General features: G+C 67.6%; 21 protein-coding genes. All 21 read right to left on the bottom strand.

The annotated features are described in order from the left end of the window. Nucleotide 1: 1 nt before the first annotated feature. The gene (locus G4G00_RS17595; RefSeq protein ID WP_108753029.1) at nt 2–655 is read right to left on the bottom strand and encodes a 4Fe-4S cluster-binding domain-containing protein; all 654 of its coding nucleotides are present in this window, start codon (nt 653–655) and stop codon (nt 2–4) included. A gap of 2 nt (nt 656–657) precedes the next feature. Beyond that, nucleotides 658–2490 carry an AAA family ATPase gene (locus tag G4G00_RS17590; RefSeq protein WP_164275377.1) on the bottom strand — a complete coding sequence of 611 codons (1833 nt, stop codon included), beginning with the start codon at nt 2488–2490 and terminating at the stop codon, nt 658–660. A gap of 243 nt (nt 2491–2733) precedes the next feature. Continuing rightward, nucleotides 2734–4851 (bottom strand): bifunctional diguanylate cyclase/phosphodiesterase, encoded by a 2118-nt coding sequence (locus G4G00_RS17585; protein WP_108753031.1) that lies wholly within the window; start codon nt 4849–4851, stop codon nt 2734–2736. Nucleotides 4852–5019: 168 nt separating this feature from the next. Continuing rightward, nucleotides 5020–5811 carry a flagellar biosynthetic protein FliR gene (fliR, locus tag G4G00_RS17580; RefSeq protein ID WP_108749552.1) on the bottom strand — a complete coding sequence of 264 codons (792 nt, stop codon included), beginning with the start codon at nt 5809–5811 and terminating at the stop codon, nt 5020–5022. 13 nt (nt 5812–5824) lie between these two features. Continuing rightward, on the bottom strand, nt 5825–6094 hold the full coding sequence (locus tag G4G00_RS17575) for a flagellar biosynthetic protein FliQ (protein ID WP_005413254.1): 270 nt from the start codon (nt 6092–6094) through the stop codon (nt 5825–5827). Between the two features lie 69 nt (nt 6095–6163). Further along, nucleotides 6164–6940: a flagellar type III secretion system pore protein FliP gene (fliP, locus tag G4G00_RS17570; RefSeq protein ID WP_108753033.1), complete on the bottom strand. Its 777-nt coding sequence runs from the start codon at nt 6938–6940 to the stop codon at nt 6164–6166. Between the two features lies 1 nt (nt 6941). Beyond that, nucleotides 6942–7349 (bottom strand): flagellar biosynthetic protein FliO, encoded by a 408-nt coding sequence (gene fliO, locus G4G00_RS17565; protein ID WP_108749554.1) that lies wholly within the window; start codon nt 7347–7349, stop codon nt 6942–6944. Further along, on the bottom strand, nt 7346–7681 hold the full coding sequence (gene fliN / locus G4G00_RS17560) for a flagellar motor switch protein FliN (RefSeq protein ID WP_108753035.1): 336 nt from the start codon (nt 7679–7681) through the stop codon (nt 7346–7348). Before fliN ends, fliO begins: the two co-directional genes overlap by 4 nt. After that, nucleotides 7678–8682: a flagellar motor switch protein FliM gene (gene fliM / locus G4G00_RS17555; protein ID WP_108749556.1), complete on the bottom strand. Its 1005-nt coding sequence runs from the start codon at nt 8680–8682 to the stop codon at nt 7678–7680. Before fliM ends, fliN begins: the two co-directional genes overlap by 4 nt. Nucleotides 8683–8692: 10 nt before the next feature. Continuing rightward, a complete protein-coding gene (locus G4G00_RS17550; RefSeq protein WP_164275374.1) occupies nt 8693–9208 on the bottom strand; it encodes a flagellar basal body-associated FliL family protein in 516 nt (171 codons plus the stop codon). 150 nt (nt 9209–9358) lie between these two features. Continuing rightward, complete coding sequence (locus G4G00_RS17545) at nt 9359–10546, bottom strand: flagellar hook-length control protein FliK (RefSeq protein ID WP_164275371.1); 1188 nt, start codon at nt 10544–10546, stop codon at nt 9359–9361. After that, entirely contained in the window at nt 10546–11013 is a 468-nt protein-coding gene (gene fliJ / locus G4G00_RS17540; protein WP_108749559.1) for a flagellar export protein FliJ, read from the bottom strand. Before fliJ ends, G4G00_RS17545 begins: the two co-directional genes overlap by 1 nt. Before the next feature lie 3 nt (nt 11014–11016). Next, on the bottom strand, nt 11017–12399 hold the full coding sequence (locus G4G00_RS17535) for a FliI/YscN family ATPase (RefSeq protein WP_108749560.1): 1383 nt from the start codon (nt 12397–12399) through the stop codon (nt 11017–11019). Then, entirely contained in the window at nt 12396–13037 is a 642-nt protein-coding gene (locus G4G00_RS17530; protein ID WP_108753037.1) for a FliH/SctL family protein, read from the bottom strand. Before G4G00_RS17530 ends, G4G00_RS17535 begins: the two co-directional genes overlap by 4 nt. Further along, the gene (gene fliG, locus G4G00_RS17525) at nt 13034–14020 is read right to left on the bottom strand and encodes a flagellar motor switch protein FliG (protein WP_108751550.1); all 987 of its coding nucleotides are present in this window, start codon (nt 14018–14020) and stop codon (nt 13034–13036) included. The genes G4G00_RS17530 and fliG overlap by 4 nt, the downstream gene beginning before the upstream one ends. A gap of 7 nt (nt 14021–14027) precedes the next feature. After that, nucleotides 14028–15674 (bottom strand): flagellar basal-body MS-ring/collar protein FliF, encoded by a 1647-nt coding sequence (gene fliF, locus G4G00_RS17520; protein ID WP_164275368.1) that lies wholly within the window; start codon nt 15672–15674, stop codon nt 14028–14030. Nucleotides 15675–15686: 12 nt separating this feature from the next. Then, nucleotides 15687–16052 (bottom strand): flagellar hook-basal body complex protein FliE, encoded by a 366-nt coding sequence (fliE, locus tag G4G00_RS17515; protein ID WP_108749563.1) that lies wholly within the window; start codon nt 16050–16052, stop codon nt 15687–15689. Between the two features lie 419 nt (nt 16053–16471). After that, complete coding sequence (locus G4G00_RS17510) at nt 16472–16888, bottom strand: hypothetical protein (RefSeq protein ID WP_164275365.1); 417 nt, start codon at nt 16886–16888, stop codon at nt 16472–16474. A 178-nt stretch (nt 16889–17066) separates the two neighbouring features. Continuing rightward, on the bottom strand, nt 17067–18575 hold the full coding sequence (locus tag G4G00_RS17505; protein WP_164275362.1) for a sigma-54 dependent transcriptional regulator: 1509 nt from the start codon (nt 18573–18575) through the stop codon (nt 17067–17069). Then, nucleotides 18572–18949: a response regulator transcription factor gene (locus G4G00_RS17500; protein WP_049460600.1), complete on the bottom strand. Its 378-nt coding sequence runs from the start codon at nt 18947–18949 to the stop codon at nt 18572–18574. The genes G4G00_RS17505 and G4G00_RS17500 overlap by 4 nt, the downstream gene beginning before the upstream one ends. 14 nt (nt 18950–18963) lie before the next feature. Further along, nucleotides 18964–20373 (bottom strand): RNA polymerase factor sigma-54, encoded by a 1410-nt coding sequence (rpoN, locus tag G4G00_RS17495; protein WP_108761952.1) that lies wholly within the window; start codon nt 20371–20373, stop codon nt 18964–18966. Between the last annotated feature and the right edge of the window lie 221 nt (nt 20374–20594).

The raw sequence follows: 20594 nt of genomic DNA, 5'->3' as shown, positions 1-20594 counted from the left end.
GTTACTCCACGTCTTCGCCGCTGGGGGCGTGCGCGCTGGTCTGCAGGTGATGACCCTGCGCGCGCAGCATTCCGCGCAGGCGCAGCAGGTCGTTGTGTCGGGGGATGCCGGCCATCCACAGGCTGCCGTCCTCGTCGAACATGATGTCCAGCACCTTGTCGGAGGGCAGGATCGGGCGCTCAAGCTCGGACAGCCGATCACGGCCAAGGTCGGTCAGCAGGCTCAACCGCTGGTTGTCGCTTCCACGCAACGCGCGGGTCTGCCCGGCATCCGCCAGGTAGGGGTCACTCATCAGGCCGTCGATCAGGCCTGCTGCACGGTGCAGTGGCGCCTGCAACGCTTCCAGCGCATGGCCGCTGTAGACCAGGATGTCGCCCGGGCCGCGCGAGCGCAGGCCGCGCAACAGGGCCAGGAGTGCATCGAACTGGTCGAACGGCTCGCCGCCGGAAATGGTCACCCCGTCGGCCTGCTGCCACCACGGTGCAAGCTGCTCAAGCAGCACGTCCACCTCGATGCGGCGATGCCCCGGCCCCCAGGTATCGGCCGATATGCAGCCGGGGCAGCGGATGCTGCAGCCCTGGAACCAGATGCCCAGCCTGTGGCCCGGCCCCAGTGTGGTGATGGGGAAATGCACGCGCGACAGGCTGACCTGCATGCTCAGGCCCGTTCCACGGCCAGCCCGCCAGGCTGCACGGCGGTGATGACGAAGTGCTCGCCGGCTTGCGCGTCCTGGTCGAACAGGCTGCGTGCCAGCGGGTTCAGCAGACGCGCCTCCAGTTGGTTGCGGATACCGCGGCCGCCGTTGGACAGGTCCTGCAGGCACTGCGCCTGCAGCGTGGCGCGCGCTTCTGCGGCCAGGGTCACCGTCAACTGCTGGGCATGCAGGTCGTGCAGGGTGGCATCCACCATCTGCTCGAAGATCTGCACGGCGACCTCAACGCGGATGAAATCGAAAACAATGATGTTCTCGCCGATGCGGTTCAGGATCTCCGGCCGGTTCAGCACCAGCTTGAAGTGGCGGTCGATCTCGGCGTGGACCTTTTCCTGCACCTGTTCGAACGCTTCGCCGGGCAGCACATTGGCCACCCGTTCACCATGTTCGCCCTGGCGATAGATGCCAAGATTGGAGGTGAAGACGATCAGCGCCTCGGAAAAATAAACGCGGTCGCCGCGACCGGAGGTGAGCACACCATCGTCGAGTATCTGCAGGAATTTGTCGACAATGCGCGGATGGGCCTTTTCGATCTCGTCGAACAGGACCACGCTGAAGGGCTTCTCGCGGATGGCATTGGTCAGCTCGCCGCCAACGTCGTAGCCCACGTAGCCGGGCGGGGCACCAATCAGCCGCTGGTCGGCGTGCTCGGCACTGAACTCGGACATGTCGAAACGGATGTACGCGCCCTCGTCGCCAAACAGCAGGCTGGTGACGGTCTTGGCCAGTTCGGTCTTGCCGACACCGGTGGGCCCGGCCAGGAAGGCCACGCCGCGTGGCCGGTTGCCCTTGCGGCGCGCGCCGACGCCGGTCATCGCGCGCTTGACGATGTCCAGCATGTGGGTCACGGCGTGGTCCTGGCCCTTCACCCGCTGCTGCACATAGTCCTGCGCTGCACGGATGCGCGGGCGGTCGATGCGAAGCCAAGGGTCTTCGGTGACGCCGATCTTGTAGCGGCGTACCGCGTCACTGATCTGTTCCATGCCCACGTTCTCGACCCGGGCCAGTTGCGTGATGGCGGTAAGGTCCAGCAGCAGCAGGCCCTCGGTTTCGGTGACAAAGGCATCGACCGCTTTTGCCATGGCATCGGGCGTGGCCGTAGCCGCACCGGCCAAACCCTTCAGCAGGGCGGGCGCCAGTGCGCGGCGTACCTGCTGGTCGGGCTTTGCGACGGAAACTGCGCGGATGCGGGGGTTGGCCACCACCAGCCAATCGGGCAGATCGCCTTCCTTCTCCACGATCCACAGAATGCTGTTGAAGAACGGTCTGCGCGCCGCTGTGGCCGGACGGCTGCGGGCCTGGTGGGCCAGCACCAAGGCCTGGGTGAACAACTGGTGTTCGGCGGCACTGAGATTGTCGCTGCGTACGGTCAAGCGCGAGGCAAAATCGACAATCAGCGCAATGGGATCGCCGCTTCGGCTGACCAAGCGTGGCAGGGTGGCGGAAAGCAGGTCGATGCCGGCCGGCGCGGCGCCGTTGGCTGGGGTCAGCCCCAGCTCGCGCAGCAAGGCATCGCCGTCGGTGGGCTCTGCGCCTGCGCGGCTCAGAACGCGGAAGCCGGCCAGCGGGTCCCAGCCGAGGACGTGGCTGAAGCCTTCGTCGAGCAGGGTGGTGCACAGGTGCTGGTTGAAGCCCTGCGCGGTGACCAGGCCGGGCTGCAGTTCGCCGGCCTGCAGATCTCGCACATTGCCGGACAGCACGAACTGGCTCTTCAGCGGCAGGAAGCGAAGCAGGTCACGGTGCCAGCGCGGACTTTCGAATGAACTCTTCCCTGACATACGCATACTCCATTCACCGATGTCCGGGAAAGCGTATTGCGCATGCCGGGCAATTGCCAGCTGCGCTGGCCGCGGCTGGCTTCCCAGCGCGGGAAGGGCGCGAATGTGCCAACCAAGGTTGGCACCTACCAGAGCGGGGTGGCAGCGCCGGGCCATGCCCGGCGGAGGTGGGAAGTGTCAACCAAGGTTGGCACCTACCAGAGCCGGGCGGTAGCGCCGCGCCATGCCCGGCGGGCGGACGCGTCAGCGCGGCGGTGGGTTGGCCAGCTCTACCCGCGGCCGCGGCAGGTCGTGCAGCTGCATGAAGCGGGCCGGGTCCACCGGGCGCCCCAGCAGGTAGCCCTGCAGGTAATCACAGCCCAGCCGTTCCAGATAGGCGCGCTGGGGGGCGGTTTCCACGCCCTCGGCCACGATGTCCATGTCCAGCGCGTGGCCCAGGGCCACGATGGCCGAGACGATCACCACGTCTTCCGGGCTGTGTTCCAGATCGCGCACGAAGGCGTGGTCGATCTTGATTTCGGTGGCCGGCAGGCGCTTGAGGTACAGCAGGCTGGAATAGCCGGTGCCGAAATCATCGATGGAAATGCCCACGCCCAGCGCCGACAGGCTCTGCAGCAGGCGCAGGCTGGTATCGGTATCGCGCATCACCGTGCTTTCGGTGATTTCCAGCACCAGGTGGCGCGGGGTGATGGCGTAGCGTTCGATCACGTCTTCCACATCGCGCAGCAGGTGCGGTGAACTGAACTGCACCGGCGACAGGTTCACCGACATCGACCAGCCGTCATGGCCGGCATCGTGCCAGCGGCGCAACTGCTGGCAGGCCTGTTCCAGCGCCCAGCGACCGATATCGTGGATGGCACCGCTGCGCTCGGCCAGGCGGATGAAGCGGTCCGGCGGGATCAGGCCCTGTTCGGGATGGCGCCAGCGGATCAGCGCCTCGGCGCCGGCCACGGCCTGCGAGGCCACGCGGATCTTCGGCTGGTAGTGCAGGAACAACTGGTCGGTACCGATCGCCCGGCGCAGGTCGGCCAGCAGCCGGAACTGCTGTTCGGCACTGTCGTTCATCCAGTCAGAGAACAGCACGAAGGCGTTGCGGCCCGACTCCTTGGCCTGGTACATCGCCGCATCGGCAAAGGCCATCAGCTGGCGTTCGCTGGCGGCGTGGTCGGGACAAATGGCAACGCCAATGCTGGCGGTCACCTGCAGTTCGTTGTCGGGCAGCAGCGGGCCGCCGCCCACCGCTTCCAGGATGCGCCGGGCCAGGGTCGGCAGGTCTTCATCGTGTTCGATGCGAACCACCAGCACGAACTCGTCACCGCCCAGCCGCGCCAGCATGTCGTTGGGCCGCAGCAGCTGGCGGGTGCGTTCGGCCACGGCCACCAGCAGGGCGTCGCCGGCCTGGTGGCCATAGGCATCGTTCACCTGCTTGAAGCCGTCCAGATCCATGAACATCACCGCGAAGCGGCTGCCGCGCTGTTCGGCCTCGGCCAGCGCCTGCACGATCCGGCGCTGCAGCAGCAGGCGGTTGGGCAGGCGGGTAAGGGGGTCGTGCAGGGCGGCCTGGGTCAGTTCCTGCTGGGCGTCGGTGAGCGAGGTGCTGAGCAGCGAATTACGCAGCCGCAGCAGCTGCGCCTCCACCCGCTGTTCCAGCCAGGACACCACCAGCACCACCGCCAGAATGGCCACGGTCAGCACCACCACCATCACCGCCAGCCAGGTGCTGCGCAGGCCGTCGCCAACGGCGGCCCCACACACGCTGCCTTCCGGGAAGCGGGCGGCGGCCATGCCGGTGTAATGCATGCCCACGATGGCCAGGCCCAGCAGGCCGGCGGCGGTCAACCGATCAACGTTGCGGGTGTTCTGTGCGCGCAGCCGGAAGGCCACGTACAGCGCGGTCCACGATGCGGCCACGGCCACCAGCAGCGACAGCGCCAGCCACACTGGCTGGTAGTCGATGCCCGGCTGCATGCGCAGCGCGGCCATGCCCACGTAGTGCATGCTGGCAATGCCGGTGCCCATCAGCACCGCGCCGCCGGCCAGGCGGCCATGCGGCAGGGTCTGCAGTGACACCAGCCACAGCGCGAACACCGACGAGGCGATGGCCAGCGCCAGCGACACCAGGGTGATGGGCAGGTCGTAGCCCAGCGGAATGGGCAGGTCGAAGGCCAGCATGCCGATGAAGTGCATGGACCAGATGCCCAGCCCCATGGCAAACCCGCCGCCCAGCCGCCACCACCAGGTGGCACCGCGGCCAGGTGCAGTCACCGTGCGCCCGGCCATGGCCAGGGCGGTATACGAAGCCATGACGGCAACCAGCAGCGAGGTGGCCACCAGCCATGGGTTGTACGTGCCTACCAGCATTCGTCAGTCTCCCGGACCTGCCTGTCAACGGAAAAACTACGGTGGGGCAAGGCTACGGCAAGCGGCCGTACACAATGCGGGCCGCGCGCGGCGTCCCCCTGGTCGCCGCCCATTCACTGTAACGCGTTACAGGGGGGGCAGGGCAATCAACAAGATGTGATGAAGTTCTCACTGAGTGACGGCGCCAGCGGCCTCGAACGCAGCGTCGAACATGCGCTGCACCGGTGGGCCCATTTCACCGGCCAGCAGGGCCAGCAGGAACAGGCCCAGCAGCAGCGATACCGGCAGGCCCAGCTGGATCGGGTTCAGTGCGGGCGCGGCGCGGGCCAGCACACCGAAGGCCAGGTTGACCGCCAGCATGGCCACCACCAGCGGTATGGCCAGGGTGAGGCCGCCGCGCAGCACGGTCAGCAGGAAGGTGGGGGCGATGCTGAAGAAGGCATGCGGGTCGGGCAGCGGCGCGCCGATGGGCAGCGCGCGGTAGCTGTCCACCACCAGCGAGATCAGCGCCAGGTGCCCGTTGGCGGTGAAGAACAGCAGGCCGAACAGCAGGTAGAACCACTGCCCGATCACGCCCGAGGTGCCGCCACGCAGCGGATCGCTCATCTGCGCGAAGGCCAGGCCGGTGCCCTGCGCGACCAGTTCGCCCGCCAGCGCGCCGGCTTCGAAGATCAGCCGCAGCAGGAAGCCGATGGACACACCGATGGCCAGTTCGCGGGCAATGGTGAGTACGGTGGCGGCGTCGAAGCCGGTCCAGTCCGGTACCGGCGGCAGCAGCGGGGCCAGCGCGATGGACAGCGTGGCTGCCAGCATTACCCGCACGCGGGCCGGCACCGCGCGGGTCCCGACCATGGGCATGGCCATGGCCACCGCGCCGAAGCGCAGCAGTGTCCACAGCACGGTGCCGATCATGCCGAAGGCCTGCAGGCCGTCGGCGGCCATCTGGGTGGCGGCGTCCATGGCGGCGCGGTTCCTAGCCGATCAGGTGTGGAATGCGCTGGAACAGCAGCGTGGTGAACTCGACCAGGTGGCCGATCAGCAGGCTGCCGAGCGCAAACAATACGGCGGTCAGCGCTGCGGCTTTGGCGACGAAGGCAATGGTGGGCTCGTTCAACTGGGTCGCGGCCTGCACCACGCCCACCACCACGCCAACCACCAGCACGGTCAGCAGCAGCGGGCCGGCCACCCACAGCACGGTAATCAGGCCGCCACGCAGTTCAGTCAGGGCAAGTTCGGGAGACATCGTTGTTCCATTTGCTTTGGGTAGAGTCGAGCCATGCTCGACTGCTGTGCTCGACTGCTGTTGCTGCAATCAAGCCGGATTGAAGCTGGCCGCCAACGTACCCACGGTCAGCACCCAGCCATCGACCAGCACGAACAGCAGGATCTTGAACGGCGCCGACACCAGCATCGGCGACAGCATCATCATGCCCATCGACATCAGCACGCTGGCCACCACCAGATCGATGATCACGAACGGAATGAAGATCAGGAAGCCGATCTCGAAGGCAGTCTTCAGCTCGCTGGTGACGAACGAGGCCACCAGCACCGGGAACGGAATCGCATCGGGGCTGGCATAGGTGCCGTGGCCGGCAATGCCTGCGAAGGTCATCAGGTCGGTTTCGCGGATCTGCGCCAGCATGAAGGCGCGCAGCGGCTGGGTGGTCAGCGTCCAGGCGGTCTGGAAGTCGATATCGCCGTTCAGGTACGGCGCCATGCCGGCGCTCCACGCCTTGTCCCAGGTGGGCAGCATGATCATCGCGGTCAGGAACAGGGCCAGGCCCAGCAGTACCTGGTTGGACGGCGTCTGCCCGGTGCCCAGCGCCTGGCGCAGCAGGCCCAGCACGATGATGATGCGGGTGAACGAAGTCAGCACCAGCAGCATCGACGGGATCAGGGTGATCGCCGTCATCAGCAGCAGGGTCTGCAGCGGCAGGCTGACCGGCGCGCCGCCGATCTTGCCCACGTTTACATCGGGCAGCGACGGCGGTGCGCCCGGCGCGGCAAACGCCAGCGCGGGCAGCAGGCACAGGGCGATCAGGATCAGCCACGGCATCAGGGTGGCGAAGCGGGAACGGGTCACGCGCATGTCAGGGGTCCTTGCGCAGCCGCTGTTGCAGCAGCTGGGCGAAATTCGGCAGGTTCTTCAGGTCCGGCACGCGCACCGGCGCCGGCGGCGGCAGGGGCTCGGACAGGGTGTGCAGGGTGTTGATGCTGCCGGCGGTGACGCCCAGCAGCAGCTGCTGGCCGTTCACTTCCACTACCACCACGCGCTCCTTGGCGCCCACGGTCAGGCTGGCCACCAGCTTCATGCCTTCGGCCGGGCGGAAGCCGCTGCCGGGCAGGCGCTTGAGCAGCCAGCCCAGGCCGATCACCAGGGCCAGCACGGCCAGCAGGGCCAGCACCGCACCGAACAGGCTCGGTGCGGTGGCGGCATGCTGGCCGATCTGCGGCGTTGCCTTCGCAGCGGCCTGCGCGGTGGCGAGCAGCAGGCTCAACGCAGTCTCCGGATCCGCTCGCTCGGGCTGACCACGTCGGTCAGGCGCACGCCGAAGCGGTCGTTGATCACCACCACTTCGCCGTGGGCGATCAGGGTGCCGTTGACGAACACGTCCAGCGATTCGCCGGCGCCGCGTTCCAGTTCCACCACCGAGCCCTGGTTGAGCTGCAGCAGGTTGCGGATCGGCAGGCGGGCGCGGCCGACTTCCAGCGACAGCGTCACCGGCACGTCCAGGATCACGTCCAGGTTCAGGTCCGGACCCTGGGTTTCATCGGCCTGCAGGCTGCCGAACTGGGCCGGGGTCGGTTCGAGGGCGTCGATATCGTTCATTGCGGGTCTTCCTGGATGACGGGTACGCGCGGGCGGGTCCCCGGCGGATGGGTAGCGGTGACTTTCACGGCGTTCATGCCGTTGGCGATGCCGAATTCGCCGGTGAACACGGGAATGTTTTCAACGCACAGCGGCACCTGGGTGTTCAGCTCGATCGGCAGGATGTCGCCCACCTTCAGCTGGGTCAGGTCACGCAGGGTCATGCGCTTGCTGGCCAGCACGCTGGACAGCGTCACTTCGGCGATGTTGAGCTGTTCGCGCAGCATCACGCCCCAGCTGGCATCGCGGTCGTTGCGATCGCTCTGGATGCCGGCGTCCAGCAGTTCGCGGATCGGTTCCAGCATCGAGTACGGCAGGGTGACGTGGATATCGCCGCCACCGCCGTCCAGTTCCACGTGCAGGCGGCACACCACCACGTATTCGCGCGGGGTGACGATGTTGGCGAAGTGCGGATTGATTTCCGAATTGATGTATTCGAAATCCACTTCCATCACCGGCGCCCAGGCTTCGCGCAGATCGGCGAAGGTCTGCTTCAGCAGCAGGTGGATCACCCGCATTTCGGTGGCGGTGAATTCGCGGCCTTCGATGCGGGTGGGGTAGCGCCCGTCGCCGCCGAAGAAGTTGTCGACGATGGCGAACACCAGGGTCGGCTCGAATACGATCAGGCCGGTGCCACGCAGCGGCTTGAAGCGGATCAGGTTCAGGTTGGTCGGCACATACAGCGAGTGCATGTAGTCGTTGAACTTGATCAGCTCGATGCCGCGCACGGACAGTTCGGCCGAGCGGCGGATCAGGTTGAACAGACCGATGCGCCACAGGCGGGCGAAACGCTCGTGCACCATTTCCAGCGTGGGCATGCGACCGCGGATGATGCGGTCCTGGCTGGCGAAGTCGTAGGAACGTGCTTCGCCGGACGGCGGCTCCGGATCGGTTTCGACCGCGCCGCTGTCCACGCCATGCAGCAGGGCATCGATCTCATCCTGGGACAGCAGGTCATTCATCGGTAGGCCCTTACTGGGTCACGAAGCTGGTGAACAGCAGATCGTCGGCGCCGTTGCTGCCGGTCTCGGCCTTCAGCACTTTCTGCACGGCGGCCAGCGCTTCGCCCTGCAGCTTCTGCTTGCCGGACACGTCGGCAATCTGCTCGGGGCTGACCTGCGAGAACAGCATCAGCAGGTTGGCGCGCAGTGCCGGCGCATGGGTCTTGATCGCCTCCAGCGCGGCGGCGTCGCGGGTCATCAGCTGCACTTCCACCTGCAGGTAGCGCGGGCCATCAATGGGGCCGTTCAGATTGACCACGAAGGCCGGTTCCAGCGCGAAGTACTGGGCCGGGGCCGGGGTGGCGCCTTTCTTCGGGGCTTCGGCGGTGGCCGGTTCGTGCTTGCTCTGGGTGAAGAACCAGACGCCGGCGCCAGCGGCACCTGCGGCCAGGACGGCCACCAGGGCGGTGATGAGCAGAGGACTGCGCGGCTTGGCGCTCTTGTCCTTGTCGGCGGTCTTCTTGGTTTTGTCAGCGGCTGCGGCCACGGGGTGAAGCTCCTCAGGGGTTGCTTCACAGGGCCATGCAAGGGGTGTGCCGCAAGGGTGGGGAAGGGGGGCGACGGAATTCCGTCGGTAGCGCCGGGCCGTGCCCGGCGGACTATCGGGGTGCCGCCGGGCATGGCCCGGCGCTACCGGTTACGCGTAGGCGTCCAGCAATCCGCGCTGGCGGATCAGCTGCGCCGCCGACACCATGGTGTCGCCCAGCGACGGTTCTCCGTCACCGATCCGGCCACTGCCGCTGCCGGTGTTCTGGCCCGACGTTCCGCCGTCGCCGCTGTTGTGGTGGCCCACATCGGCGTGGGCCAGCTGGAAGCCCTGTTCGCCCAGCAGTTCGCGCAGCCGCGGCAGGCTGCTTTCCAGCGCCTGGCGCACATCCACGTGCGGGCTGCTGAAGCTGGCATGCACCTTGTCACCGTTCATCTGCAGGCGCACGTCCACCGGGCCCAGGTCTTCCGGGTTCAGGGTGATGTGGGCGTGGCCGATCTTCTGGTCCGCCAGCCAACCGACGCGTGCACCGATGGCCTGGTCGAAACCATCATCGCCCAGCACCGGGGTGGGAGTGGGTTCGCCGTTGAACACCGGCGTGCTGGCCAACGCGGCCTTCAGGTCCTGCAGGGCGGCGGGCAGGGCCACCTGCAATGGTGCGGTCACGCTGCGATCGCTGCCGAACAGGCTGTCCGCATCGTCTGCGCCATCCAGCGCGGTCTGTGCGAGCACGGTGCCGGGCAGCGGCAGTTCGATGGCTTCGCCATCGGCATCCGCTGCGGTAGTGGTGGTGGCTACGCCCGTGGCCGCAGGCGCGGTGGCCGGCGTAGCGGTGGTGGTCGCGGCGGGCAGCGTGGCAAGCGCCGCAGGCGCGGCGCTGGGCAGCGCGTCGGCATCGGTGCCCGTGGCGGTGGGCAATGCAGGCGCGCTGGGATCGGCGACCGGCGCCACCATCAGCGCCAGCCCGGCCAGGCCCAGTGGTGGCCAGGGCGCGTCGTCGCTGTCGGTCGCGGCGTCCTTGTCGGTGGCCGGCGCGGGGGTGTCAGTGGTGCTGGCGGCCACCTCGGTCGTTGCCGCATCGGGGGCGGTTGCATCGGTTGAACTGGCTGGCGGGGTACGCGCATCTGCGTTGCCCGCGTCGGTGTTGCTCGCCTTGTTCGCCGGCTTCGACGGGGTGCTGGCGGTCTTGGCCGCAGGCGTATTGCCGCCGCCCTGCAGCATCTGGTCGAAACCGCTGCCGCTGCCGTTGCTGCTGTCGCTGCGGCTGCTGCGCGAGCTGCTGCCGGTGGAACCGGTGGTGCCGGCGGCGGTGCTGTTGCCGGTCAACAGGGAAGGCATCACGCGCGGCCTCCCTGCGGGTCGCTGTCCGGGTCTGCGGCCTGCGCCAGGCGCGCGCGGCGTGCGCCGATGTCATCCATCTCGCGCTGGTCGCGGCGGTCGGTCACCACCTTTTCCTGTGCACGGTAGCTGGCGGCCAGCTGCTCCAGCACGGCTTTGTCACGGCTGGCCAGGATCAGGCGCGCGCGTTCGGCTTCCACCTTTTCGCGGTTGCCGTTCACGGTCTGCTGCTGCTGTTCCACCGCGCTGTCCAGGCGGTCCAGGAAGGCACGGCGGTTCAGCAGCTGCGCCGGACTGGTGGCGGCCATCTGTGCGTTTGCGTACTCCTCGGCATAGCGGCGCAGTTCATCCAGCCGCGACAGATGGGTATCCAGCACGCGCTGGCGCTCGGCCAGGTCGCGGGCCACCGCGTCTTCGTGTTCCTGTGCCCGCTTCAGCAGCGGGTCGATGCGCTTGGACTGTGTCATGGCTTAGTTCTCTTGTTCCACCAGGCGCTGCAGCGCGGCCTGGCTGTGCGGAAGATCGGCGGCCTTGGCCACGTCCTGGCCGAGGAATTCCATGATTTCCGGCCAGCGTTCCAGTGCTTCGTCGGTCGCAGCATCGTTGCCGCGCTGGTAGGCGCCAATGGCGATCAGATCGCGGTTGGCCGAGTAGGCCGACACCAGGCGCTTCAACTTGCGGATGCGCAGGCGCCACGGCTCGTCGGCGATTTCCGTGACCACGCGGCTGACCGACGATTCCACGTCGATGGCCGGGTACAGGCCACTGTCGGCCACCCGGCGCGAGAGCAGGATGTGGCCGTCCAGGATCGCGCGTGCCGCGTCGGCAATCGGGTCCTGCGGGTCATCGCCTTCGGTCAGCACGGTGTAGAACGCAGTGATCGAGCCGCGCCCCTTGGCGCCGTTGCCGGCACGTTCCACCAGCGCCGGCAGCTTGGCGAACACCGACGGCGGGTAGCCGCGGGTGGTGGGCGGTTCACCCACCGACAGGCCGATCTCGCGCTGGGCCTGGGCGAAGCGGGTGAGCGAATCCATCAGCAGCAGCACGTTCAGCCCCTGGTCGCGGAACCATTCGGCAATGGCGGTGGCGCGGTAGGCGCCGTGCAGGCGCGCCAGCGGTGGGCGGTCGGCCGGGCTGGCCACCACCACCGCGCGGCGCAGGCCTTCTTCGCCCAGGGTGGTTTCAACGAAATCGCGTACTTCGCGGCCACGTTCACCAATGAGCCCGACCACGATCACGTCGGCGGCGGTGTAGCGGGTCATCATGCCCAGCAGCGTCGACTTACCGACACCGGAACCGGCGAACAGGCCCACGCGCTGGCCACGGCCGATCGGCAGCAGCGCATTGATCGCGCGCACGCCCACGTCCAGCGGCTGGGTGATAGGTTCGCGCGCCAGCGGGTTGATCGACACGCCGGCCATGCCGACATGGCCTTCGGCACGGATCGGGCCCTTGCCATCCAGCGGCACGCCGTCGCTGTCGATCACCCGGCCCAGCAGGCCTTCGCCCACTTCCACGCCGCCACGGCGCGCCGAGGGCACCACGCGTGCGTTGGGCAGCAGGCCGTGCAGTTCGGCGCTGGGCATCAGGTAGGTGCGTTCGCCGGCGAAGCCGACCACTTCGGCATCCACCCAGCCACCATCGACCACTTCCACCTTGCAGCTGGCGCCGAGCGGAGCTTCGCAGCCCACCGCTTCCAGGGTCAGGCCCACCGCGCGGCGCAGCACGCCCTCACGGATCAGGCCGCGGCCGTGTGCGGTGTCCACGCGCAGGCTGTCCAGACGGCCGGCCAGGCGCAGGTTGCGGGCCACGGTCCAGTCCGCCGGCGGCGGCAGGTGCGGTTCGGTGTTCATGCATTGGCTCCGGTCTGGCGGATCACCGCATCCAGGGCGCCGCGCAGGCGTGCTTCCAAAGTGCCATCCACGCGCACCGCTTCGGCGTGCACGCGCAGGTCGCCGCGGCTCAGGCTGGTGTCGGGCACCAGCCGCTGCTGCGGTGACAGGGTCAGCAACGGCGACAGCGCGGCGATGTCATCGGGGTGCAGGCGCACTTCCACCTCGCGGGTGGCGCCGCCCACCGCGTCCACGGCTTCACCCACCAGCTGCGCCAGCAGGGCGGGGTCGGCTTCGTAGGCGCGGCCGACCAGCGCGCCGGCAATGCGCACGGCCAGCTCGCCCAGCGCGCCGACTACTTCATTTTCCAGACGCACCAGCGGGCGGCTGAAGTTGTCCAGGATGCCTTCGATCTGCGCGACCAGGCGGCGCACCTCGGCCTGGCCCTGGCCATAGCCATCGCTGTGGCCCTGGGCAAAGCCTTCCTTCTCCGCGCTGTCCTGGATCGCCTGGATCTCTTCCAGCGTGGGCAGCTGCAGCACCGGCTCCGGCTCGTGATCCGGGTCGGGTTCGGTCAGTTCGAACACATCCTCCTGCTCCAGCTCGGGTTCGGGCTGGGCCAGCAGGTCCGGGGCGAGCCAGCGCACGACATTGCTCACAGCATGGCCTCCGCGCTGCCGCCGATGGTGACCGTGCCTTCATCAGCCATGCGCTTGACGATGGCCAGGATCTCGCGCTGCGCGCCTTCCACGTCGGACAGGCGCACCGGGCCACGCGCTTCCATGTCTTCCAGCAGGATTTCGGCGGCGCGCTGGGACATGTTGCGGGTGATCTTGTCGCGCACTTTGATGTCGGCACCGCGCAGGGCCAGGCCCAGGCGCTCGCCGCTGACTTCGCGCAGCACCAGCTGCATTTCGCGATCGTCCAGATCCACCAGATCGTCGAATACGAACATCAGGTCCTGGATGCGGCCGCTGAGCGGCGCGTCGATGCGCGCGATCTCGCCCAGGATCGCCTGGTCCTGGCCACTGTCCATGAAGTTGAGGATATTGGCCGCGCACTGCACGCCGCCGATGTTGGACGACTTCAGGTTCTGGTTGCCGGCGAACTGGCGTTCCATGATTTCGTTCAGTTCGTTCAGCGCGTTGGGCGGAATGCCGTCCAGGGTGGCGATGCGCAGCAGCACGTCCACGCGGGTTCGCTCGGGCAGCAGCTTCAGCGCATCGGCGGCCTGGTCGGTTTCCAGGTGAGCCATCACGATGGCGATGATCTGCGGGTGCTCGTTGCGCACCAGGTCGGCCACCGCGCGCGGGTCCATCCACTTCAGCGCGTCCAGGCCGGTGGTGTTGCGGCCCAGCAGGATGCGGTCGATCAGGTTGCCGGCCTTCTCGCTGCCCAGCGCCTGCACCAGCATGTTGCGGATGTAGTCGTCCGAACCCACGCCCAGCGAGGTCTTCGAGCCCAGCTCCTGGCTGAACTGGTCCATCACCCGTTCCACCTGTTCGCGGGTGATGTCGGTCATGGTGGCCATGGCGATGCCGATCTTCTGCACCTCCTTGGGTTCCATATGACGCAGCACCTCGGCCGCATCCAGTTCACCCAGGGACAACAGCAGCACGGCAGCGCGCTGCACGCCGGTCAGTTGTGCCTCAGTCATTGGCCACCCAACCCTTGACCACCTGGGCCACGCGCTTGGAGTCGGTCTTTACGGCTTCACGGGCCATCCGCAGTCGTTCCTCATATGAATCCACCGGCAGGGCCAGTGCCTCGGCCCCGCCCAGGCTGACCCGGTCGGCGCCCAGCGCCGGCAGCGGGGTGCCATCGTCATCCACCAGCTGCACGTCCGCGCTGTGCGGTTCCAGTGCAGCGTCGTCGTCCTTCTTGGTCTGCCCGGTGATGGCGCGCAGGGCAGGGCGCAGCACGCCGAACAGCAGCGCCAGCACCACGATGGCACCCAGCAGCATGCGGCCGGCATCATGCACCCACGGCAGTTCCCACCAGGCCGGGCCTTCCACCGGGGTGGTGTCGCGCACGAACGGCGCGTTCATCACCGACACGGTATCGCCGCGTTCTGCATTGAAGCCCACGGCCTGCTTCACCAGCGCTTCCACGCGGGTCAGTTCGGCGGCCGACAGCGGCTGCGGTGCGACCTTGCCGTTGGCCCCGGCGCGCGGCACGTTGTCCACCAGCACCGCTATCGACACGCGCTTGATGCGGCCGGCCGGCTGGCGGGTGTGCTGCAGCGTGCGGTCCAGCTCGTAATTGCGGGTGGCGTTCTTGCTGCTTTCGGTCGGGGTCTGCGCGGTGGGCGGTGCGGCCGGCTGGCCCGGCGGGCTGTTGCTGGTCGCGCCCGGCACGCCCTGCGGGCCCGGCGTGGTGCTGGTGTTCTCGCTCATCTGCTCGCTGCGCAGCTTCTGCGGCTCACCGTTGTAGAGTTCGCGCGCCTCCTCGGTCACCGAGAAGTCCATGTCCACGCTCACTTCCGGATTCACCCGGCCAGGGCCGGTCATCGGTTCCAGCAGTTCGCGGATGCGCTGGTTGAACGAGGTTTCCTGGCGTCGCACTTGTTCGAACTGGGCGGCATTGACCGCCGCTTCGCTGTTGGGGTCGCTCACGCTCAGCATGCGACCGCTCTGGTCGACCACGGTCACCCGTTCCGGGGCCAGGTCGGGAATGCTGGCGGCCACCATGTGCACGATGGCATCGACCTGGCTGCGTTCCAGCTGCTGGCCGCCACGCAGTTCCAGGGTGACCGAGGCGCTGGCGACGTCACGCTGGCGGGTGAAGGCGCTGGGCTTGGGAATGGCCAGGTGCACGCGCGAATCGCGCACCGGGCGCAGGGTGTTGATGGTGCGCGACAGCTCGGTTTCCATCGCGTGCTGGTAGCGCGCGCTTTCCACGAACTGGCTGACGCCGAAGCCCGGGTCGCGCTCCATCAGTTCAAAGCCCAGCTTGCCGCTGTCGGTCAGGCCGGAACCGGCCAGCTTCAGGCGCGCATCGTGCAGGTTCTTTTCCGGCACCACGATCCCGCCGGTGGCCGGATCCAGTTCGAACGGAATCTGTGCGGCGCGCAGCAGGTCGGTGGCTTCGGCGGTGGCCTTCTGGTCCAGGCCGGTATACAGCGGCACCATGCCCGGCTTCTGTGCCCAGAAGAACACGGCAAGGCCTGCCGCCACCGCCACGGCGATCATCGCCATCAGACCCAGGCGGCGGGTGATCTGCAGACTTTGCAGCCGATCGAACCACTGCCCGGCCTTCTCGGCGTTCAGGGATTCCTTGGAGAGCGTCAGTGCCATGCGGTTGGATCCTTACAGCGGCATGTTCATCACGTCCTGGTAGGCCTGGACGAGACGGTTGCGGACTTCCACGGTGGCGCGGAAGGCGATCTGGGACTGCTGCGAGGCGACCATGACCTTGGCCAGGTCGGCGCTGGGGTCACCCATTTCGAAGGCCTTGGCCAGGGCGCCGGAGGTCTGCTGGGCGTCGTTCACGCTGGACAGGGCGCCGCGCAGGGTTTCGGTGAAGCTGGGCGGCTGCACCTGCGGGGCATCCAGCACCGCGTTGGGCAGGGCATTGCTGCGCGGCGCTTCGGCCAGCGGGTTGAGCGCTGGCTGTCCCATCTGGGTCTGATAGGAGCGGATCTGGGAAAGGATCGAAGTGACGGAGTGGGACATCTGCAACGGTTCCAGAAACAGGGATGGGGGCTTTCGTCTGGAAGCAGTGCAAGCGGCGTGCCGAAACCGGTTTTTGATTCAGAGTGGTGAGGGTGGGGGTGTGTTCCTGGCGGGGCTTGCAGCCCTGCACCCGCTGTAGAGTCGAGCCATGCTCGACTGAAGCAACGTCAAAAGCTGGTTTCCTGGGGATGGCGGGGTGGGTCCGGATGCGGGGGACGCCGTAAACCCGTCCATGGGGGCTTAGCCGCGCCATCCATGGCGCTCACGCCCCCGCAACCGGACCCACCCCGCCTTCGACAGTTCTCTGCGACCTGTCGGAACGGCATCGCGCTCTGGTAGGTGTCGACCTTGGTCGACACAGTAGATCCACGCCATGCGTGGATGGTGCGGTGTCATTTAACCGGCGTCGGTTTTCTGGCCTAGGGCTGCAGGGTCCAGCGGCCGGAATTCTGGCGCTGCCGGGGCACGATGGGGCCGTCGTGCTGGGTGTAGATGAAGCGGCCCTGGTTCGGGGTCAGGCAGGTCAGCAGCAGGGTGTAGCGGGCTGGGCCGTCGGGGTGGGCTTCGACCATCTGGATTTCCGCGGCGTGCGGGGCCAGACGCTGGTAGCGGTAGCTGCCGCCGATGCGGATATCGGTGCCCAGTACATCGAGCGTGTAAGCGCTCGTGCCGAAGCTGACCTGCACCATACGCCCGGCGTTCGGGTTCTCGGGCGCATACAGTGGATCGCTGAGGTTGGTGAACTGGCGCTGGTCCAGCGTAGCGGGCAGGGTGCAGTTGGCGGCGGTGGCCAGGGTCGGGCAGAGCAGGGCGATGAGTATTGCTGAACGATGCATGGCGGAACCTCCGTAGGGTGTCCCTGCCATGGTCCGCAGTGCGATGCCGATGTCTTTAGGAAAACGTGCAAATGCAAAAGGGTCGGATCCCTTTCCAGCGGAAAGGGATCCGACCCCTCCGGGATCGCGCGGGGTCAGAGCCCTCCCTTCGGGAGGGATCTGACCCCGGTGCCGGCGGTCAGCTGGCCAGTTCGGCCGGTTCGCGTTCGATGCCGTACTTGCGCAGCTTTTCCACCAGGGTGGTGCGGCGCAGGCCCAGCAGCTGGGCGGCGTGAGCGACCACGCCCTGGGTGCGTTCCAGGGCTTCGTTGATCAGGCCCAGTTCGATGTTGGCCATGTGGTTGCGCAGGTCCAGGCCGTCGTCGGGCAGGGCTGCCGGGGCGTTGGCGCGGTTCACTGCGATGCCGTGTTCCAGTGCCGGCTGGCTGCCGCTGCCGGGGGTGTGGAAGGAGAAGCTGCGCAGGTCCAGGCGGTCCTCGCTTGTGGCCACCGGCGCCGGGGCGGGGGCAGGCGCCACCGGGGCCAGCGCGGCGTCGCCACGGTAGCGGGCCGGCAGGTCCTGCACGCGCACCGAGCCGCCCGGGTGCAGCACGGCCAGGCGCTCGACCAGGTTGGTCAGTTCGCGCACATTGCCCGGCCATTCGTAGCCGGCCAGCGCCTGCAGGGCTTCGGGGGTGAAGCGCACTTCGCCACGGCCGGTGCGGGCCAGCTGCGCGGCGATGGTTTCCACCAGTGCGGGCAGGTCTTCGCGGCGTTCGCGCAGAGCCGGTACGTCGATCGGGAACACGTTCAGGCGGTAGAACAGATCCTCGCGGAACTTGCCTTCGGCAATGCGGGTTTCCAGATCGCGATGGGTCGCGGCGACCACGCGCACGTTGCAGCGGATGGTCTGGTTGCCGCCCACGCGTTCGAAGCTGCGTTCCTGCAGCACGCGCAGCAGCTTCACCTGCATCGGCAGGCTCATGTCGCCGATTTCGTCCAGCAGCAGGGTGCCGCCCTCGGCCATTTCGAAACGGCCCTTGCGCGCGGTCAGTGCGCCGGTGAAGGCGCCCTTTTCGTGGCCGAACAGTTCGCTTTCCAGCAGGTCGGCCGGAATGGCGCCGCAGTTGATCGCAACGAACGGGCCGTCACGGCGCGGCGAGCGCTGGTGGATCGCGCGTGAGACGACTTCCTTGCCGGTGCCCGATTCGCCCAGCACCAGTACGGTGGTGTCGAAGGCGGCCACCTGTTCGATCATGGTGCGCAGGGTGGTCACCGCCGGGCCGGTGCCGGTCGGGCCCTGGTCCTGCACGGCGCCGGCCTGGTGCTCGGCATCCAGCCGCTTCAGGCTGGCACGGCGCAGCAGGGCTTCCATCTGCGCGTGGCGCAGCGGCGCTTCCAGCGGCCAGATGTTGGCTTCGTGCAGGCCATGCTGGTGGGCGAACGTGGCGGCATCGCCATCGGCCAGCAGCACCGGCGGCGGCAGGCTGCTGCCGCCCAGCCACGCGTACAGCGCGGTGCTGGCGGGGCTTTCGTCCAGGCTGCCGACGATCACCGCCATCCAGTCGTTCTGGCGCTGGCGGCCCAGGTCGAAATCGGCCGCGTCGGAGACCCAGCGCGGGTTGAAATCCATGAATTCCAGCAGGGCAACGGTGCGCTCGGCGCGCACGGCATCGTTGTCCAGTACCAGGATGCGCGATTCGCTCACGATCTATCCTCCCTGAGGCCTTCCAGGATCGGCATGACTTCCTGGATATAGGACAGCTTGCTGACGAAGTTGTCGGCGCCGGCGCGCAGCGCGTGTTCGCGGTGCTCGACGTCGTCGAAGTGGCTGGCAATCACGATGTACGGGGCATCATCCTGCGATTTGATCAGGCGGGTGGCCTGCAGGCCGCCCATTTCCGGCATGGCCAGATCCATCAGCACCACCTGCGGGCGCAGGCTTTCCGAGCGCTCGATCGCTTCCAGGCCGTTGCCGGCGCTGCCAACGATCTGCAGCCAGTCGATCTTGCGGAAATGACGCATGGCGGCGTTGATGAAACCTTCATGGTCATCGACCAGCAGCACTGTGAGCTTGTTCATGTCCAACATCCTTTTCAGCCCACCCGGGCCAGCTGGGGTTGCCTGGCGCTGATCCGGCGCCGTTCGCGGGCCGGAGCGATATCCAGTTGTTCGCGGTATTTTGCGACGGTTCGGCGGGCAATGTTCACCCCCTGTCGCGACAGCAGGCCGGCGATGGCCTCGTCGGCCAGCGGGCGACCGGCCGGTTCGGCGTCGATCAGGCGGCGCACCATGGCTTTCACGGCCTGCCCGGACACGCTGGCACCTTCCAGGCGCACGGCGAAGAAGTGCTTCAGTTCGAAGGTGCCGCGCGGGGTCTGCAGGTACTTTCCGGTGGTGATGCGCGAAACGGTGGATTCGTGCATGCCGATTTCTTCGGCCACTTCCTTCAGGGTCAGCGGTGCCATGGCTTCGTCGCCACGTACCAGGAAGGCGGCCTGGCGTTCGACGATGACCCGCGCGGTGCGCAGCAGGGTGTCGTAGCGCATGGACAGGCCGCGGCTGAACCAGCGGGCTTCCTGCAGCATTTCGCGCAGGGCAGGCGCAGCATCGGCGGTGTCGGCCAGGGCCTGTTCGTACTGGCTGTTGATGGACACGCGGCGGCTGGTGGCCGGGTTCAACGCCACCTTCCACTGCTCGTCGGCATGCCAGGCCACCACGTCCGGTACCACGGCCACGTTGCTGTCGGTCTGCAGGCTGTCACCCGGGCGCGGCTGCAGCGACAGGATCAGGCGCACCGCTTCGCGCACGTCGTCCACTTCGGCATCGTGCTGGCGGGCCAGGGCCAGGTAGTCGTGGGCGGCCAGGGCGTCGAGCGCGCCTTCCAGGATGCGCCCGGCCAGGTGACGGCCCGGTACCAGGCCCTGCAGGCTGTACAGCTGGGCCAGCAGGCATTCACGCAGGTCCTGTGCGGCCATGCCGGCCGGTTCGCCGTGCAGCAGCTGCTGGCGGATGGCTTCCACGCCTGCGGCGTCGACATCGAACTGGGCGCTGGCCAGCAGGTGCAGCTGGGCCAGCGGGGCCTGCAGGTAGCCGGCGTCATCGCAGTGTTCCAGCCAGAACGCGGCGATGGCCAGGCCACGGTCGTCCAGGTCCAGTGCCAGGCGCTGCAGCACGCGCAGCTGCGGGTCGCTGGATTCGCCGGCGGCAATGCGCGCCATGCGGTCATCATCGCCGTCCTGCCAACTGGTGCCGGCCACGTCCCACATGGACGATTCGGGCAGCTCGTCGAACGCCGCCGTTTCCAGGGTGGTGGCGGTGGCATCGCTGGCGTCGGCAACGGGCGCCTCGGCTTCTTCGATTTCCAGCAGCGGATTGGAATCGAGCAGGCGCTGGATTTCCTGTTCCAGGTGCAGGCCATCGAGCTGCAGCAGGCGGATCGACTGCAGCAGCTGCGGCGTCAGGTGTAGTTGTTGGCCCAGCTGGGTCGAGAGTGCAGCCTTCATCGTGGTTCCCCGGCACCGCTCCCCGGCGCCTTGTGGAACACATCTTGCTTTTGATCCGGCAGGTCCGGAATCGGGGGGTTCCTGAGGCGCTTGGTTGAGTTCCCGACACGCTGTAGGGGAATTCCCTACGAAAGCGCGGGAAGTTGACGATGGCCGCGGCTAAATCGTTGATTGCTGGTGTGCCAGGCCGGGCAAAGGTGGGTCGGGCTGTACGGAAACCT

It is taken from the genome of Stenotrophomonas sp. B1-1 (genome assembly GCF_010894375.1).
GTDB lineage: Bacteria > Pseudomonadota > Gammaproteobacteria > Xanthomonadales > Xanthomonadaceae > Stenotrophomonas.
The sequence above is the reverse complement of the archived record's forward strand: the minus strand, read 5'-3'. Positions and strand labels throughout refer to the sequence as shown.